Genomic DNA, 15264 nt, shown 5'->3' with positions numbered 1-15264 from the left:
TGCAATGACGGGGCGGACCATACATTTTTATTGGATCAGGCTTTGACGCCTAGTGAGCGGCAAGCACCGCGAGCAGAAGCAAGGCCACGATATTCGTGATCTTGATCATCGGGTTCACGGCCGGGCCAGCGGTATCCTTGTACGGATCACCGACTGTATCGCCCGTGACAGCGGCCTTGTGGGCTTCAGAGCCCTTGCCGCCATGATGGCCGTCCTCGATATACTTCTTCGCATTGTCCCATGCGCCGCCACCCGATGTCATCGAGATGGCCACGAACAGGCCCGTCACAATCACGCCGAGCAGCATGGCCCCGACAGCTGACAGGGCAGCGCCCGGTCCGGCGATCAGCATGATCACACCGAACAGAACAAGCGGTGACAGCACCGGCAACAGCGACGGCACCACCATTTCCTTGATCGCGGCCTGCGTCAGGATATCCACGGCCCGGCCATAATCAGGCTTCACTTCGCCTTTCATGATGCCCGGCATTTCGCGGAACTGCCTGCGCACTTCCTCGACCACAGCCTGCGCTGCGCGGCCCACCGCCATCATCGACATGCCGCCGAAGAGGAACGGCAAGAGACCGCCGAACAGGAGGCCAACCACGACGTAGGGGCTGGAGATCGAGAAATCCACCACGACATTGTGGAAGAACGTGCCGGGGTCGGCCTGAGAGATGAAGTATTTCAGGTCTTCCGAATAGGCCGCAAACAGCACCAGCGCGCCGAGGCCCGCCGATCCGATCGCATAGCCCTTGGTCACGGCCTTGGTCGTGTTGCCAACAGCGTCCAACGCGTCAGTCGTCTTGCGAACGTCAGACGGCAGTTCAGCCATTTCCGCGATGCCGCCGGCATTGTCCGTCACCGGGCCGAAGGCATCAAGGGCAACAATGATACCGGCCAGCGCCAGCATCGTCGTCGTGGCAATCGCGATGCCATAGAGGCCCGCGAGATTGAAGGTGAGCAGGATGCCCGCCATGATCGTGATCGAAGGCAGCGCCGTCGATTCAAGTGACACGGCCAGCCCCTGGATCACGTTCGTGCCATGGCCGGACTCGGATGCTTTCGCTATCGAGCGGACAGGGCGGAACTTGGTCTCGGTATAATAGGCCGTGATATAGACGATGAGGCCCGTCACAACCAAGCCGGTCACACCGCAGAGGAAGAGGTCGAGCCCCGTAATCTCTCCGGTCATGCCGAGGCGCTGGGCCGCTTCATTGAGCACGCCGAACCCGTTCGGCAACACGCTGCTGATGGCAATCGCAAGTCCACCAATCGACAGCACGCCGGTCACGATGAGGCCCTTGTAGAGCGCCCACATGACGTCAGTGGAGTTCTTGCCGAGGCGCACGAAGAACGTGCCCACGATCGAAGTGATGATACAGACGGCGGCAATCGCCAGCGGCAGCATCATGACAGCGGAAATGTCCGCAGAGCCTGAGAAGTAGATCCCGCCCAGCACCATGGTCGCAACCAGCGTCACGGCATAGGTTTCGAACAGGTCGGCCGCCATGCCGGCACAGTCGCCGACATTGTCGCCCACATTGTCCGCGATGGTGGCCGCGTTGCGCGGGTCATCTTCTGGAATGCCGGCTTCCACCTTGCCCACCATGTCGCCGCCGACATCCGCACCCTTGGTGAAGATACCGCCGCCGAGACGGGCAAAGATCGAGATCAGCGAAGCGCCGAAGCCGAGCGACACGAGCGCGTCGATCACCTGGCGTTTCTCGTCACGCACCGACAGGTCGAGATCGAGCGGCCCGGTCAGCAGGCCGTAATAGAGAACGATGCCGAGCAGCGCGAGGCCGACCACGAGCATGCCGGTAATGGCGCCAGACTTGAACGCCAGTGCAAGGCCAGCCGCTAGGCCGTTCTTGGAGGCTTCGGTCGTGCGCACATTGGCCCGAACCGAAACAAGCATGCCGATAAACCCGGCCGCGCCCGACAGGACGGCACCGATGATAAAGCCGAGCGCCGATTTCCAGCCGAGCGCGACAAGCAGGATCACAACAACAACAGCGCCAACAATGGCGATCGTACGATACTGGCGTTTCAGATAGGCATTTGCGCCTTCCTGAATGGCCAGCGCTATTTCACGCATGCGATGGTCGCCTGACGGGGCCTTCATGATCGAATTGATCTGTAGGTAACCGTACAGGACAGACACAACGCCCGCGGCGAGTGCTAGATAAAACCACATGGGTATTTCCTTCCTTCCCTGAGTTCTTTAGCGGGCCCGGGTTGCTCCCGGATCTCCAAAACCTGGTTATGGTGGGTAATTGCTGCCAGCCGCACCTGAATGAGGCAACCCGCCTCCCTTCAGGAGCGAATATCAGCTGCCCCCACTAACCATGCTCGAACCCCAGAGTTTCAGGCAGGTTAACGTTTCGGCCCCCGCGTTCGAGGGAAAGGCCTGATCCAGCAACAATTTTCCCGATACAGGTGATTTCGATACCAGAATTTTGCGCCTCACGCGAGATCAACTTGGAATTGTTCTCCGGCGCCGTGAACAGCGTCTGATAGTCATCGCCCCAGGTCGCCAGTTTCAGCATCTCGCCAAGCTCCGTCTCGCCGCCAGCGAAGGTCACCGCGTCCAGATCCATCTCCAAGGCGACGCCCGAGGCCTCGGCCAGTGCCTTGGCATCGATCAGCAAGCCATCGGACACATCCATCGCGGCGCTCGCGTGACCAGCGACCAATTTGGCCGTCGCAAGTGGCGGAAGAACCGGCAAACGGTAGGCATCGGCCCCGGAAGAACCCGGGAATGGACTCGGAATACCCCGCGAATGGTCCTCCCACGCCCGTGCGGCGGCCCCGATTGTCCCCGTAAGCCACACGCAATCGCCCGCTTTGGCACCCGTCCGGCGCACAGGGCCCGCATTGAGGCAGCGCCCCGTCAGCGTCAAAGAAAGGAACAGCCCGCCGGGGCTCGTCACCGTATCGCCGCCAATCAGCTGCGCCCCCCACGCCGCCAGCTCATCGCCCAAAGCTGCTGCAAATGCTGCGATTTCCGCCTCGCCGCGCCCCTTGGGCCAGCCGAGCACAAGCAGCGCTTCAGCCGGTTCCGCCCCGCTCGCCAGCAGGTCCGACACATTCGTCCGCACCAGCTTGCGCGCTACGGTATCGATGGGGTCCGTGCCAAGGAAATGCACCCCCTCCACCATCGCATCTGTTGTAATTGCTACAGGATCAGAGACACCCAGCTGCGCCACGTCATCGCGCAGGCCAGCCGCGCGGGCGCCCTGCGCCAGCGGCGCGAGATAGCGTGCGATCCAGTCCTTTTCCGCCATGCTCAGTCGTCCAGCGGGCGCTTTTCCCCTGCCAAAACAACGCCCCAGACCGGAATGCCGGTCCAGTTCTCCCCCGCCACAGTCAGCGGATTGGCGCCCAGAATTGTAAAGTCCGCCCGCTTGCCAACTTCGATCGACCCGATCTCCTTGTCCAGCCCAACGGCCCGCGCTGCATCAAGCGTTACAGATTCCAACGCCTGGTAAGGCGTCAGCGCCATGTTCGCCTCATACACGCCGCCCTCCTTGGTGGCCTGCGTGATATGCACACTCGCCGCCCGCAACGGCTCCGGCGGCGCCAGCGGCGCATCGGAGTGAACAGCCACGACAGCCCCCGCCTTTTTCAAAGCGCCCAGCGGCGTAATCCACTGTGCGCGCTTCTGTCCCAGCGGATCGGCATAGGGCTCGCCCATGTAGTAAACATAGTGGCTTGCAGCCGAGACATTGGCCTTCAAACGCCCCGCCTCTGCCACCTGCTCCGGCGAAAACAGGCCGCCATGCTCGATGGTAAAGGAATTCCCCGCGCCGCCTTCGCGCAACTTGCTGAGCGCCGCCAGCGTCGCGCCTTGAGCGGCATCACCATTGGAATGGATATTCACGCCGAGGCCTGCGTCCCAGTAAGGCTGGATTGCCGGCACGATCTGCTCCGGTTTCAGCACCCAAAGCCCCTCTGTGCCCTCTGATTGCCCGGCGAGGTATCCGGGCGGAGAGAGGCGCATGGTCTGGCTGTAGAAAGCGCCATCGGTAAAGAACTTCACCCGCGGCAGAACCGGCGCCGCAGCCCCACGCGCGCCCGTCGCGAGATCAAGCATGGCCCGAACCCGCCCATCCCCATAAGTCCGCGCCAGCGCGCGAAACTCCGGCACGAGATAGAGATTGTACCCGGATGTCTGCGGATCGACCCAGTTATTGCGGATATTGGCGTCTTCCAGCTCATAGCCGAACAGGCCATAGCCCATCTCGACGGTCGTGGTGACACCCGCATGGCGCAGCATCCGGGAGAAGCCATGGAAGCCCGCACTCGCATTTTCCGGCGCCAGGATCACATCGGCATAGGCCTGAACCACCGCAAACGCCGCATCCTCATAGATACGCCCCGTCAGCTCGCCCTTGGCATCAAGGTCCACGCCATGGAATTTCTCCGCCAGCGCAGGCGTGAACCCGGCCCGCTTGATCGCCGCGCTGTTGAGATAGAAGTCGTGGCTGGAATAATGCCAGATCACGATGGGCCGCTCGGTCGAGATAGCGTCGAGATCAGCCCGCGTCAGGTCGCCGTGTACGAGGTTGTGATAGCCATAGATCACGGCTGGTTGGCCCGGCGGCATGGAGGCCGAGATCGCAGCGACTTCCGACAGGAATCCCTCCCGCGTGCCAATGCCCATCCGCATGCCGTCGGGCGTCGCCATTGGCCAGGGCGGTGTCAGCGGCAACGCATATTGCAGCGCGCCCAGCATCACATGCACATGCGGGTCAATCAGGCCCGGCACGATGGTCAGCCCCTCGAATGTGCGGTCCACCTCAGCCTTAGGCAGGTCCTTGGCGAGTTCCGCTTCTGTGCCAACGCCCACGATACGCCCGTTCTTGACCGCAACGGCAGTCGCCGCAGCGTCCTCACCCGTCATCGTCACAACGCTGGCGGCCGGATAAATTACCGCGCCTTCGCTGTGATGCTGCTGCTTCTCCGCTTCGCCTCGCGAGCACGCAACGGCCAGCAAAACAGCTAGTCCGGTAATGATATGACGCATGGAATGCCCTCCAACGATCTGGCGCGCAGCCTGACGGTTCGGGCGGCCGATTACAAGCAAGCCTTAAAGGATCTCGCGGCCAATCGCGTAGAAGCGATCCCGGCGCTGCCGGCGCAGTTCCTGCGGCGAGAGGCCTTCCAGGTCCTTCAGCGCGGAATCGAGCGCCTTCGCTGCGGCGGCCATGGCGCGCTGCGGATCGCGGTGTGCACCGCCGACAGGCTCCTTGACGATTCCGTCAATCACCTTTGTTTTCAACAGGTCAGGCCCCGTAATCTTCATCGCGTCTGCCGCATCGCGCGCCTTGGCCGGGTCGCGGTAGAGGATGGACGCGCAGCCCTCCGGCGAGATGACGGAATAGATCGCATGTTCCATCATCAGGACCGTATTGGCCGCCGCGATGCCAATGGCGCCGCCCGACATGCCTTCACCGATGATCAGCGTCACGAACGGCACGCCCAGCGACAGGCCACGCTGGGTGCCACGCGCAATCGCTTCCGCCTGCCCGCGCTCTTCGCCGCCCTTGCCGGGATAGGCACCAGCTGTATCAGGGAAGCTGAGGACAGGAAGATTGAACTTCTCGGCCATGTCCATCAGGCGCACCGCTTTGCGGTAGCCTTCCGGGTGCGCCATGCCGAAATTGTGCTTCAGGCGCTTTTCGGTGGTGCGCCCCTTCTCATGGCCCATGATGACCACAGAGCGGCCCTTGAAGCGCGCAAGACCACCGATAATCGCCTCGTCATTGCCGAACAGGCGATCGCCTGCCAATTCCTCGAAATCCTCGAAAATTGTGGCGATATAGTCTGACAGGTGCGGACGATCCGGATGCCGGGCAACTTGCGTCTTCCGCCAGGCCGACAGGTCCGAATAGATGTCTTTCAGCTGCTTGGTCGATTTGGCCTTCAGCTTGTTGAGTTCGTCCTTGATGGACGGCCCACCCTTCTGGCCGGAGATGGCTTCGAGCTCGGCAATCTTGGCGTCGAGTTCGGCGATAGGCTTTTCAAAATCGAGATAAGTCGTGCTCATGCTGAACTATCTAGCAACCCATGCCTGACTCGCCTAGCGCCCTTTTCATCAAAGCACTCTCTGGAACATAACGACCGCTGGCAAGATCAGCACGCCCAGAAGCACCGGAAAAACGAAGAAAACCAAGGGTAAAGTCAATTTTGCCGGCAGAGCCATGGCCTTTTCCTCGGCATAGAGAATGCGGCGCTGACGCATATCAGCCGAGAAGACCCGCAGGGTCTGGCCAAGACTCGTGCCCATTTCCTCGGCCTGACGCAGCATCGTGGCCAGCGAACCGGCCTCTTCGATTCCCATCCGGTCGGCAAATCCGCGCCATGCGGCCTTGCGCGCCCGTCCGGCCCGGAGTTCCAGCGACAGCGTGCGCATGAACCCCGCAATGATCGGGTGGCGCAGCTCCAGCTCCTCGCCCACACGCTGCACCGAGGCATCAAGGCTGAGCCCCGCCTCCACGCACGCGACCAGCAGGTCCATCATGTCCGGAAACCCGGACGAGCATTCCTGGCGGCGCGCCTTGGTTCGCTTGTCGAGATACATGCCCGGCGCGATCAGGCCGACCAGCACCAGCATAACCGAGATCATGATCGGCATGTTTCCCGGCAGCTCTGTCAGATATGGCAGCGCTGCGAGCAGTGCCAGCTGTGGCAGGACAATGCACAAGAGACGCGCGAAATAATACCGGCCAACCGCCGACTGGCCGGTAAAGCCCGCAGCGGCGAGGCGCGCCTTGGCAACGCTGACACCTTGCTCATCATCGCCCGGCGCCATCTGGTCGGCGAGACCGGTAACCGCCCGGGCAATACGGCTCTTGTTCCGCGCCGCGGCCTCCGCTTCTGACGCAGGACTGCGCCGCGCCAACCGGCGTTCAACGCTTTCCATGTCCCGTCGGCTCTTCAGGAATGTCAGGACAGGCGGAAATGCCAAAGCCATGGCTGCACCCAGCATGAGCAGCGGCGCCCATAGCGCCGGAAAGGATGAAAGGTCAGCATTCATCGTCAGGCTCTACATCTTGAAATTGATCATTTTGCGCATGACCAAATTGCCAATGAACATCCACGTAAACAGGCCTGCAAAGCCATACCGAATGAGAGGATCGTCGATAACGCTGCCGTAGAATTCAGGCCGGGTAAGATGGATGGCGAGCATCACGAGAAAAGGCGCCGATGTCAGGATCATGGCCGACGCGCGGCCCTCCGAGGAGGCTGCCTTCACCTTCAGGCGCATCGTCTGGCGTTCGCGGATTGTCGTCGTATTGGCCTTCAGCAAGTCGCAGAGATTGCCACCCGTGCGTTCCTGCAGGCGCACAGTTGCGCCGAACAGTTCAACATCCGGGTCGCCCGCCCGCTCGGCCATGCGCTGCACGGCATTGGTCAGCGAGAAGCCATAGGACACTTCATCAGCCGTCATGCCGAATTCCGTGCCGATCGGGTCCGGCATCTCGCGGGCAACAAGGGCGACGGCGGTGGCGACCGGGTGGCCCGCCTCGAGGCTGCGGCAGACGATCTGCAAGGCGTCGGGCAATTGCTCCGCCAGTTTCTTGCGGCGCTTGCCCCCAACATGTTTCAGAACAACCAGCGGACCGACAGCCCAGACGAGCAGGAAAATGCCGACGGCCGGCATCCATCCGCCAACAAAATACATGTACGCAGCCGCTGCCGCGATACCGCCACCCGCTGACATCGCCCACCATTTCAAGGGCTGGTAAGGCAGACCCGAACGCACGACCAATTGGTTGAACCGCTGCAGGGGCATCGCGAAGTTGCCATCGGAATCAAGCCCCCTGCTCTTGCGCAGCTCGACCATGGCCTCGCTTGTCGTCGCGTACTTGTCCTTGAATTGCAGGCGCCGGTTCACAATCCGCTGGGTCTTCGCCTGGTTCAGCAGGTCCAGCACCGACTGGATAACAAAGAAGAAAGCCCCCGCCGCCATGATCCCCGGGATCACGAGGAACAGGTTGAGACTGGAAATATCTGGCAAGCCAAACACGACTAGAACACCGTTGACGGATCGAACATGCCCTTGGGCATATGCACGCCGCGCCGTTCCATCTCGTCGAGAAATTTCGGGCGCAGCCCGGTCGCGACAAACTTGCCGATAACCTTGCCTTCTTCCGACGTGCCGGTGCGCTCGTACTTGAAGATTTCCTGGATCTGGATAACCGAGCCCTCCATGCCGGTAATCTCGGCAATGGACATGACCTTACGCGAACCGTCAGACAGGCGCGAAGCCTGAACAATGAAGTTCACGGCCGAAGCGATCTGCCCCCGGATGGCTTCTTCGGAAATCTTCATCCCGCCCATCATCACCATCTGCTCAAGACGGGTGATCGCATCGCGCGGGTTGTTGGCGTGGATCGTCGCCATGGAGCCTTCGTGGCCGGTGTTCATGGCCTGCAGCATGTCGAACGCTTCCTCGCCGCGCACCTCGCCGAGGATGACGCGGTCGGGCCGCATGCGCAGCGCGTTCTTGACGAGTTCCCGCTGACGGATTTCTCCCTTGCCCTCGATGTTCGGGGGCCGTGTTTCCATCCGCGCCACATGCGGCTGCTGGAGTTGAAGCTCGGCCGCGTCCTCAATCGTGATCATCCGTTCCTTCGGGCTGATCGCGGAAGAGAGCGCATTGAGCAGGGTCGTCTTGCCCGAACCTGTACCGCCGGAGATGACCGTTGAGGCCTTGCACTTCACGGCGCCGAGAATGAACTCGGCCACGGGGCCTGGAATGGCGCCAAAGCCGACCAGCTTGTCCATCGTCAGCGGGGACTTGGAGAATTTCCGGATCGAGACCAGCGGACCGTCAATGGCAATCGGCGCAATGGCTGCGTTGACCCGGCTGCCGTCGAGCAGGCGCGCATCAACCAGCGGCTGGCTCTCGTCCACGCGTCGGCCCACAGCGGACACGATACGCTGAACGATGCGCAGCAGGTGATCATTGTCGGCGAAGCGGACGGGTGCGAGCTGAAGCTCGCCATGGCGTTCGATGTAGACCTGGTCATAGCCATTGATCAGGATATCCGCGATGGAATCATCCTTCAGCAACGGCTCGATCGGGCCAAGGCCCGTCATCTCATCCATAACGGCATCCGCGAAAGACATCTCTTCCACCGATGACAGCGCCATCTCTTCCTTGCGGATGATCTCGGAAATGATGCCGCGCACGCGCTGGCGCATCGTGGCATCGTCCATCTTGTCGAGCGCCGACAGGTCCAGTTCGTCGATCAGCTTTGCATGCACGCGTAACTTGGCGTCCAGCAGGTCGAAAGCCTTTTCATCGGTCTTGACCTTTGCCGCAGCCATCTGGGCAGTCGGCCTTGTCTCCGCAGCGGTATCGGCCGGAACCACCAGCGGCGTCGCAGGTACGGAGCTGGATCCAAACCGGCTCATTTCGCACGCCTTTTCTTGCCGGCTTGCGGCATCGCTTCAATGGCATCTTCCGGCAACAGCTTGTCCACGAATGCTGCCACATCGGCGACAAGCGGGCTCTTCGGCTTCACGTCAGCAATCGGTTTGCCGAGATTGACCGCCGTGCGTGCCGCGTCCCAGTCAGAAGTGATCGTCGTATGGATTTCACGCTCGATGGCCTGCTCGGCCTTGTCCACGGCGAATTCGGCGCGAAAGCGTTTCTTCGGGAACATGCGATTGAGGACCAGCTTGGACTTGGCGCCATCCGGACGCAGCGCATCCGTTTCGCGGCACATGTCAGCGGCCGCGTGCAAGCTCGGTACGGTCAGCTCGCTGACGACAATCGCTTCATCGACAGCGCCCAGAACGGATTTGGTCCAGGGCATCATATGCCGGGGCATGTCCACAATCACGTATACGAATGCACTACAGGCCACGTCCAGCAGGCGCAGGATCGCCGCTTCCGTCGCCAGCATGTCCGCATCCGGGTTCCGGGGCGCAGCGATCAGCGACACGCCATCTTCATGCTCCCAGCACCAGGCCGCCAGAAGCCGCTGGTCCAGGCGCTCGGGCGCTGCCGCCAGGGCATGCAGGTCAAGCTTGGGCACCGCTTCCAGGAACGACGTTGTCATCCCGTCCGCGAGATTGAGGTCGACAAGGCACACTTTCCCCGGACCGACCTTGCGCGCGAGACTGAAGGCGCTTTCGATGGACAATGTCGAGACGCCCGCGCCGCCCACAGCGCCGCGCAAGGCCCAGCATTTCGATGTCGCACCCGAACCCTGGATGGACCGCGTCTCACGCAGCTGCTCTGCCACATCGATGATTTCCTCGATGCCCGCAGTCGTCGGCACAATGTCGGACGCTTCGAGCTTCATCAAAGCGCGCACCATATGCCCCGGCAGCTGGTCCGAAATGACGATCACGGCCGTGCCGGGTCGCTCGACGGCCAGCGTAAGGATCACTTGGTCATAGCCGGTCACGCCCTGCTCGACGAGCACAAGGCCGCCGCCATGGCGCAGCACGATCTCGGAAGACGAGAGGCCGGTAAGGTCGGACAGCTCGGCGCAAGCGCCCTGAAGATCCTCCATCAGTTCAGGTCGCACCAGAACGGCCAGTGCGGGAATGATGCGGCCGGATGGTGGCGCATTGGCTTCAGGCTTTCGGACGGGTTCAAACATGTCAGCTGCCCGTCTGGTTCGCTGAGGCCTGACCCGGCTCTTGTCGCGTGCCCTCATTGAGCGCCTTGACTGCCTTGGCGGCCCGCACGCCAGAGGAAGACTCAACCTCACGGGAGTTGGGCAGGTTCACATCACGCACGGATTGCGCGGCGATATTGTGCTCATTCGCGCCGCCCAGAAGGGATGCATCCTGATGGTCAAAGCTCGCGCAGGCTGTCAGCAAGGATATCCCGGCCACGGCACCAATGGTTTTCAAATCACACGTCATTGTGCGGCTCCTGTACCTGCGGGTTGAACAATCGCCGTCTTGTCGAGCAGGAACAGTTCCGCTTCGGTCGGCTCGGCGAATGCGTCGAACGGCGTGTCCAGCATGCCCGGATGCGCCGCTGGCTGCACAAGCCGCGGCGTGACGATAATCACCAGTTCGCTCTCGTTCTTCTGGTAACGCTTGGACGCAAACAGGTTGCCAAGGATCGGCACACTGCCCAGCCATGGCGTCTGGCGCACATCATTGGAATAATCGTTCTGGAGCAGGCCCGCGATGGCAAAGGCCTGCCCGTCATGCAGCTCGATGGTCGTATCTGCACGCCGCACCGAAATACCCGGTATCTCGATATTGTTCGCACGGATGCCATTGCCGCGATCCAGCGCAGAGACCTCAGGGCGCACACGCAGGTTCACGAGGCCGTCGCCGAGGACGGTTGGCGTAAAATCCAGGCTCACGCCAAACTTCTTGAACTCGACAGTGATCTCGCCATTCGTGTTCGACACCGGGATCGGATATTCCCCGCCCGCCAGGAAGCTCGCCGTATCGCCCGAAAGCGCCACAAGGTTCGGTTCCGCCAGTGTACGGATCACGCCCTTCTGTTCGAGTGCCCGCAGCGTGATATCGACATTCTCGTTACCGACATTGGTGAACAGCGCGATGGTCTTTTCCGCGACCCCTGAAACGGTACCGCTGTCGGTCACGCCCACCACGTCATTGGCATCGAACGAGTTGCCAAAGCCGATCTCTTTCACGGCCGTCCGGCTCGCCTCGACAAAGCGCACTTCCAGCAACACCTGCTGGCTCTGCCCAACGGAGAGTCCATTGGCGACGCCGCCCGGCACATGCCGCTCAGCCAGCTGCAAAGCCATATCCGCGGCAGCGGCCGTGGTCAGCTTGCCATCCAGAAACACGCCGTCATGCACGGGATAAACATTGATATCCTCACCCGGCAGCAGGTTCTTCAGGTCGGTGCGCAGCTCGTCGAGCCCCAGCTCCACCTCGACATCAATCAGCTCGGCGATCTCGCCAGCGGCACTATAGATCAGCACGGTGGTCGTGCCCGGCACCTTGCCACGCAGGAAGAACGACCGGTCGGACGTGGCCATCACATCGGCAATATCCGGATCAGCCACCACCAGAGTCGCGAATTTCGCTTCAGCCTCCACAACCGTGGAACGGCCCTTTTCCAGCACAAGTACATCCGCCCCCTCAGGCGCGCTACGCTGCAGCCAGGCCGACGCCGGCGGCGCCATCATTGCGACCAGCGCAAGGCCTGCCACATAAAACTTGTGCGTCATCTTCATTGGCTTGCTCCTCCGGCGGGCGCCTTGGGCGCCGCCACCGGCGTTGTCACTTCTGTCTCGGCATCGCCATTGATCACACGGATACGCGCCGTGGACGGGGCGCGCACAATACGTGGCCGGGAAACAGGAACGGGTGCCCGGCGGATTTCCGCCACAACCTCAGCTTCTTCCTTGCGTCCAATCAGGGCCAGCCCCAGCGCGCCGCGCTGGCTCGCCGCGCCAAGCATCAGGGCATCATCGGGGGAAACTTCCAGCGTCACCGTATTGGATGGCAGCGCGCCTTCAAGGCCCGCATCAAACGTCTGGTCGATCGCCAGCACTTTCACATTCTTGATCACCGTGCGCGCAATCACATTGCCCGACATCCGCTCGCCATTGCCCGCCCTGCCGCCGCCCGCTTCTTCGCGCGGAACGAATTCATTCACATCAACCCGGTCTCCCGGCAGCACAAATCCAGCCACGCCCGTATCGCTTCCGACAACAACGGCAACCGCGCGCATGCCGGGCGCAATGGCCGCGGCCAGCGTCAGCACGGACCCTGTCTCATCAATCTTTGTACGCATCAGCGGCTCGCCCGCCACGATCAGGCCGCGCGCATAGGCGACATCCTTGAGGTCCTCCAGGCTGCGCACCGCATCGGCGGGCACAGCATCGGCTGGCCACGGCGTTGCTTTCAGCATGGAATGGTCAATCATGTCGCCCGTCTGGATGACAGAAGTTGCAACAATTACGGACGACATCTCGACTGCGGGCACGACGCTTGCTGCAGATGCCTCGTTCTTGTCGGATGTCATGTAGCTGCGGCCCAGAAAGACCGCGCCCACGCCCAATACCAGCGAAAGACCAAGGCTTATCAGCGTTGTTGCCTTCATTGCATGTTGCCCTTTGTTCCACGACCGCCACCAGGTCAGAGTGGAACACTAGGGCTCAGGCGATAAAGTCTATTGAAGACGACAGGCTAAATGTCGGGGGGCGGCAGAACGCCCTGTTAACCAAAAAACAATCTATATTAAGCGCAAATGAATCATGGCTTTGCACGCAAAACATGCTTCGCTGGCGCATGTTCTGATCGCACTTTCCTTAGCTATGAAGGAAGGTTGGCGCCTGCCCCGGCACCAGTATGGCCGCAGTCAGCTGCCCGCCATAAACGGCGCCCGTATCGACATTGATGCGTCGGCCACCATGCGCCACGTCAGGCGCGTTGTCCTCTGTCGGCGAATGCCCGTGCACAACCGTCTGCCCGACAAGGTCCGGTGACGTCCAGCAGCGGGCATCGAAGAAATCCTTGCGCCGCGTCCACATCTGCACGCGCTCGCCGCAGTCCGGAAACTTGTCCGGGTCCACCCCGGCATGGACAAAGACCAGCCCCTGCTCTGTGTCATGATGCAGGGTCGGCAGCGATTGCAGCCAGTCGAGATGGTGGTCCGGCGGCCCGTCCAGGCCCCGGCGCCGATAGCTGTCCATCGTCTCTTCACCGCCCCACTCCAGCCAATGGCTGCGAGACTCAGCACTCTGCTCGCGTAGCGCTTCAATCATCATCTGCTCATGATTGCCGCGCAGGGTCAGGGCGCGCGGGCCCATCCGCGCTTCAAGGTCGATCAGGTAGTCCACCACGCCGCACGAATCCTGCCCCCGGTCGATCAGGTCACCGAGGTGCACAAGTGTGACGTCCGCATTACGCAGGTGTTGGCGCACATGAAAGGCCAGCTGCGCGTGCAGGTCCTTCAATCGGTCAAGCTCGCCGTGAATGTCGCCAATGGCGCAGTAAATGCGTTGTGTCATGTCACCAAAATAAGGCGTCGAATGCCGGGAAAAAAGGTCAACGCCGCAGGATGTCAGCTGTCATCGGGCCAATGCTCCGGCCTCAGGCCCATGCCCACCGCCCGCGCGGTCAGCCCCCGAAGAATTGGAACGCGGTCAATCAGTTTGAAAATGAAGGGCGCCTTCAGCGGCGCGCCGCCGCGAATGACGGGCACCAGCACGCGGTCCTGCGCGGCAATCTGCGCGCGCTGCGTCATCCGCGCGGGCCAGTCCCGACGCTTCTGCACGGCGGCCAGCTTCGCGTCCGGTGCGCGGCCTTCGCGAAGGTCCGGCGCCAGCATGCGCGCCGCCGCCACGGCATCCTGAACCGCCAGATTGATCCCCACCCCGCCAATTGGCGACATGGCATGCGCCGCATCGCCAATGCAGAGCAACCCGGTCCGCCACCAGGTCTTCAGACGGTTCATCTGAACGGTCAGCAGTTTTACGTCATCCCAGCTGCCAATCGCGCCTGTCGCCGGTGCAAGGTCTGGCGCCAAACGCCCTATCCGCTCACGGAAGGCCTCCAATCCCTCAGCGCGGATCGTGTCGGCAGCACCTTTCGGAAAGGGTAGCGCGCATTGCCAATAATCCCCCCGGTTGATCAGCACCAGAAAGCCGTCTGCATCGGCCCGGGCCATCGAGTCGAGCGCGGCGTCGGCCTTCCGAGGCAGCCGCATCCAGAACACGTCAATGGGCGCGCCCATATCCTGAACCTCAAGGCCCGACTGGTCACGTAGCCGCGAGTCGCGCCCATCAGCAGCAACGGTCAGCAGGCTGCGAATTTCCAGCGGTCCGTCCTCGCCCTCGGCGCGCAGGCCCGCCACCTTTCCGTCTTCTTCAATCAGCGTCTCGGCCTTGGTCGACATGAACAGGCGGAAGTTGGGCAATTCGCGCGCCGTATCGGCCACGAAATCCAGCAAGTCCCATTGCGGCATCATCGCGATAAAACCATGCTCCAGCGGCAGGCGGCTGAAGTCCGCCACCTTGTAGGGCTTGCCGGAAATACTCACCATCAGATGCTCGGTTTTCTGGTAGGGCCGGGTCAGCAACCCTTCATCAAGGCCCAGCTCCTTGAACAATTGCAGCGTGGAGGGGTGCACCGTATCGCCCCGGAAATCGCGCAGGAAGTCAGCGTGCTTTTCCAGCACGATCACGTCCACGCCCGCGCGCGCCAGAAGGTATCCCATCATCAGGCCGGCCGGCCCGCCGCCAGCGATACAGCATTGGCAGGTCAGCATGGTCATCGGCGGCTCCTTTG

13 protein-coding genes are annotated in these 15264 nt (G+C 61.9%); all 13 read right to left on the bottom strand.

All coding sequences use genetic code 11. From position 1 onward, the window contains the following. Positions 1-49: 49 nt before the first annotated feature. Entirely contained in the window at positions 50-2200 is a 2151-nt protein-coding gene (locus HOC_RS17250) for a sodium-translocating pyrophosphatase (RefSeq protein WP_035540886.1), read from the bottom strand. A gap of 145 nt (positions 2201-2345) precedes the next feature. Next, positions 2346-3290: a thiamine-phosphate kinase gene (thiL, locus tag HOC_RS17245; RefSeq protein ID WP_035540885.1), complete on the bottom strand. Its 945-nt coding sequence runs from the start codon at positions 3288-3290 to the stop codon at positions 2346-2348. A gap of 2 nt (positions 3291-3292) precedes the next feature. After that, positions 3293-5032 carry an amidohydrolase gene (locus HOC_RS17240; RefSeq protein ID WP_035540881.1) on the bottom strand — a complete coding sequence of 580 codons (1740 nt, stop codon included), beginning with the start codon at positions 5030-5032 and terminating at the stop codon, positions 3293-3295. Between the two features lie 63 nt (positions 5033-5095). Continuing rightward, a complete protein-coding gene (locus tag HOC_RS17235; protein WP_035540877.1) occupies positions 5096-6055 on the bottom strand; it encodes an acetyl-CoA carboxylase carboxyltransferase subunit alpha in 960 nt (319 codons plus the stop codon). Positions 6056-6103: 48 nt separating this feature from the next. Further along, positions 6104-7045 carry a type II secretion system F family protein gene (locus HOC_RS17230; RefSeq protein WP_051625036.1) on the bottom strand — a complete coding sequence of 314 codons (942 nt, stop codon included), beginning with the start codon at positions 7043-7045 and terminating at the stop codon, positions 6104-6106. 9 nt (positions 7046-7054) lie between these two features. Beyond that, positions 7055-8038, bottom strand: coding sequence for a type II secretion system F family protein (locus HOC_RS17225; RefSeq protein WP_241767079.1), 984 nt, complete (start codon positions 8036-8038; stop codon positions 7055-7057). Positions 8039-8040: 2 nt separating this feature from the next. Further along, on the bottom strand, positions 8041-9432 hold the full coding sequence (locus HOC_RS17220) for a TadA family conjugal transfer-associated ATPase (protein WP_035540873.1): 1392 nt from the start codon (positions 9430-9432) through the stop codon (positions 8041-8043). Next, positions 9429-10631, bottom strand: coding sequence for a CpaE/TadZ family protein (locus HOC_RS17215; protein WP_035540869.1), 1203 nt, complete (start codon positions 10629-10631; stop codon positions 9429-9431). The genes HOC_RS17220 and HOC_RS17215 overlap by 4 nt, the downstream gene beginning before the upstream one ends. Before the next feature lies 1 nt (position 10632). Beyond that, positions 10633-10899 (bottom strand): hypothetical protein, encoded by a 267-nt coding sequence (locus tag HOC_RS17210; RefSeq protein WP_035540865.1) that lies wholly within the window; start codon positions 10897-10899, stop codon positions 10633-10635. Then, the gene (locus HOC_RS17205) at positions 10896-12203 is read right to left on the bottom strand and encodes a type II and III secretion system protein family protein (RefSeq protein ID WP_051625035.1); all 1308 of its coding nucleotides are present in this window, start codon (positions 12201-12203) and stop codon (positions 10896-10898) included. Before HOC_RS17205 ends, HOC_RS17210 begins: the two co-directional genes overlap by 4 nt. Further along, on the bottom strand, positions 12200-13075 hold the full coding sequence (cpaB, locus tag HOC_RS17200) for a Flp pilus assembly protein CpaB (RefSeq protein ID WP_035540863.1): 876 nt from the start codon (positions 13073-13075) through the stop codon (positions 12200-12202). Before cpaB ends, HOC_RS17205 begins: the two co-directional genes overlap by 4 nt. A gap of 208 nt (positions 13076-13283) precedes the next feature. Then, positions 13284-13985, bottom strand: coding sequence for a metallophosphoesterase family protein (locus HOC_RS17195; protein ID WP_035540862.1), 702 nt, complete (start codon positions 13983-13985; stop codon positions 13284-13286). Positions 13986-14038: 53 nt separating this feature from the next. Continuing rightward, positions 14039-15250 (bottom strand): FAD-dependent oxidoreductase, encoded by a 1212-nt coding sequence (locus tag HOC_RS17190; protein WP_035540858.1) that lies wholly within the window; start codon positions 15248-15250, stop codon positions 14039-14041. Positions 15251-15264 lie beyond the last annotated feature (14 nt).

This window comes from Hyphomonas oceanitis SCH89 (genome assembly GCF_000685295.1).
In the GTDB taxonomy this organism is placed as follows: Bacteria; Pseudomonadota; Alphaproteobacteria; order Caulobacterales; family Hyphomonadaceae; genus Hyphomonas; species Hyphomonas oceanitis.
Note: the sequence above shows the minus strand (reverse complement) of the source record. Positions and strands in the feature narration are given on the sequence as shown.

What these genes read in the sequence shown, in the direction of transcription:
- HOC_RS17250 (WP_035540886.1), bottom strand. Translation starts at nt 2,200, where the DNA reads ATGTGGTTTTATCTAGCACTCGCCGCGGGCGTTGTGTCTGTCCTGTAC.
- thiL (WP_035540885.1), bottom strand. Translation starts at nt 3,290, where the DNA reads ATGGCGGAAAAGGACTGGATCGCACGCTATCTCGCGCCGCTGGCGCAG.
- HOC_RS17240 (WP_035540881.1), bottom strand. Translation starts at nt 5,032, where the DNA reads ATGCGTCATATCATTACCGGACTAGCTGTTTTGCTGGCCGTTGCGTGC.
- HOC_RS17235 (WP_035540877.1), bottom strand. Translation starts at nt 6,055, where the DNA reads ATGAGCACGACTTATCTCGATTTTGAAAAGCCTATCGCCGAACTCGAC.
- HOC_RS17230 (WP_051625036.1), bottom strand. Translation starts at nt 7,045, where the DNA reads ATGAATGCTGACCTTTCATCCTTTCCGGCGCTATGGGCGCCGCTGCTC.
- HOC_RS17220 (WP_035540873.1), bottom strand. Translation starts at nt 9,432, where the DNA reads ATGAGCCGGTTTGGATCCAGCTCCGTACCTGCGACGCCGCTGGTGGTT.
- HOC_RS17215 (WP_035540869.1), bottom strand. Translation starts at nt 10,631, where the DNA reads ATGTTTGAACCCGTCCGAAAGCCTGAAGCCAATGCGCCACCATCCGGC.
- HOC_RS17210 (WP_035540865.1), bottom strand. Translation starts at nt 10,899, where the DNA reads ATGACGTGTGATTTGAAAACCATTGGTGCCGTGGCCGGGATATCCTTG.
- HOC_RS17205 (WP_051625035.1), bottom strand. Translation starts at nt 12,203, where the DNA reads ATGAAGATGACGCACAAGTTTTATGTGGCAGGCCTTGCGCTGGTCGCA.
- cpaB (WP_035540863.1), bottom strand. Translation starts at nt 13,075, where the DNA reads ATGAAGGCAACAACGCTGATAAGCCTTGGTCTTTCGCTGGTATTGGGC.
- HOC_RS17195 (WP_035540862.1), bottom strand. Translation starts at nt 13,985, where the DNA reads ATGACACAACGCATTTACTGCGCCATTGGCGACATTCACGGCGAGCTT.
- HOC_RS17190 (WP_035540858.1), bottom strand. Translation starts at nt 15,250, where the DNA reads ATGACCATGCTGACCTGCCAATGCTGTATCGCTGGCGGCGGGCCGGCC.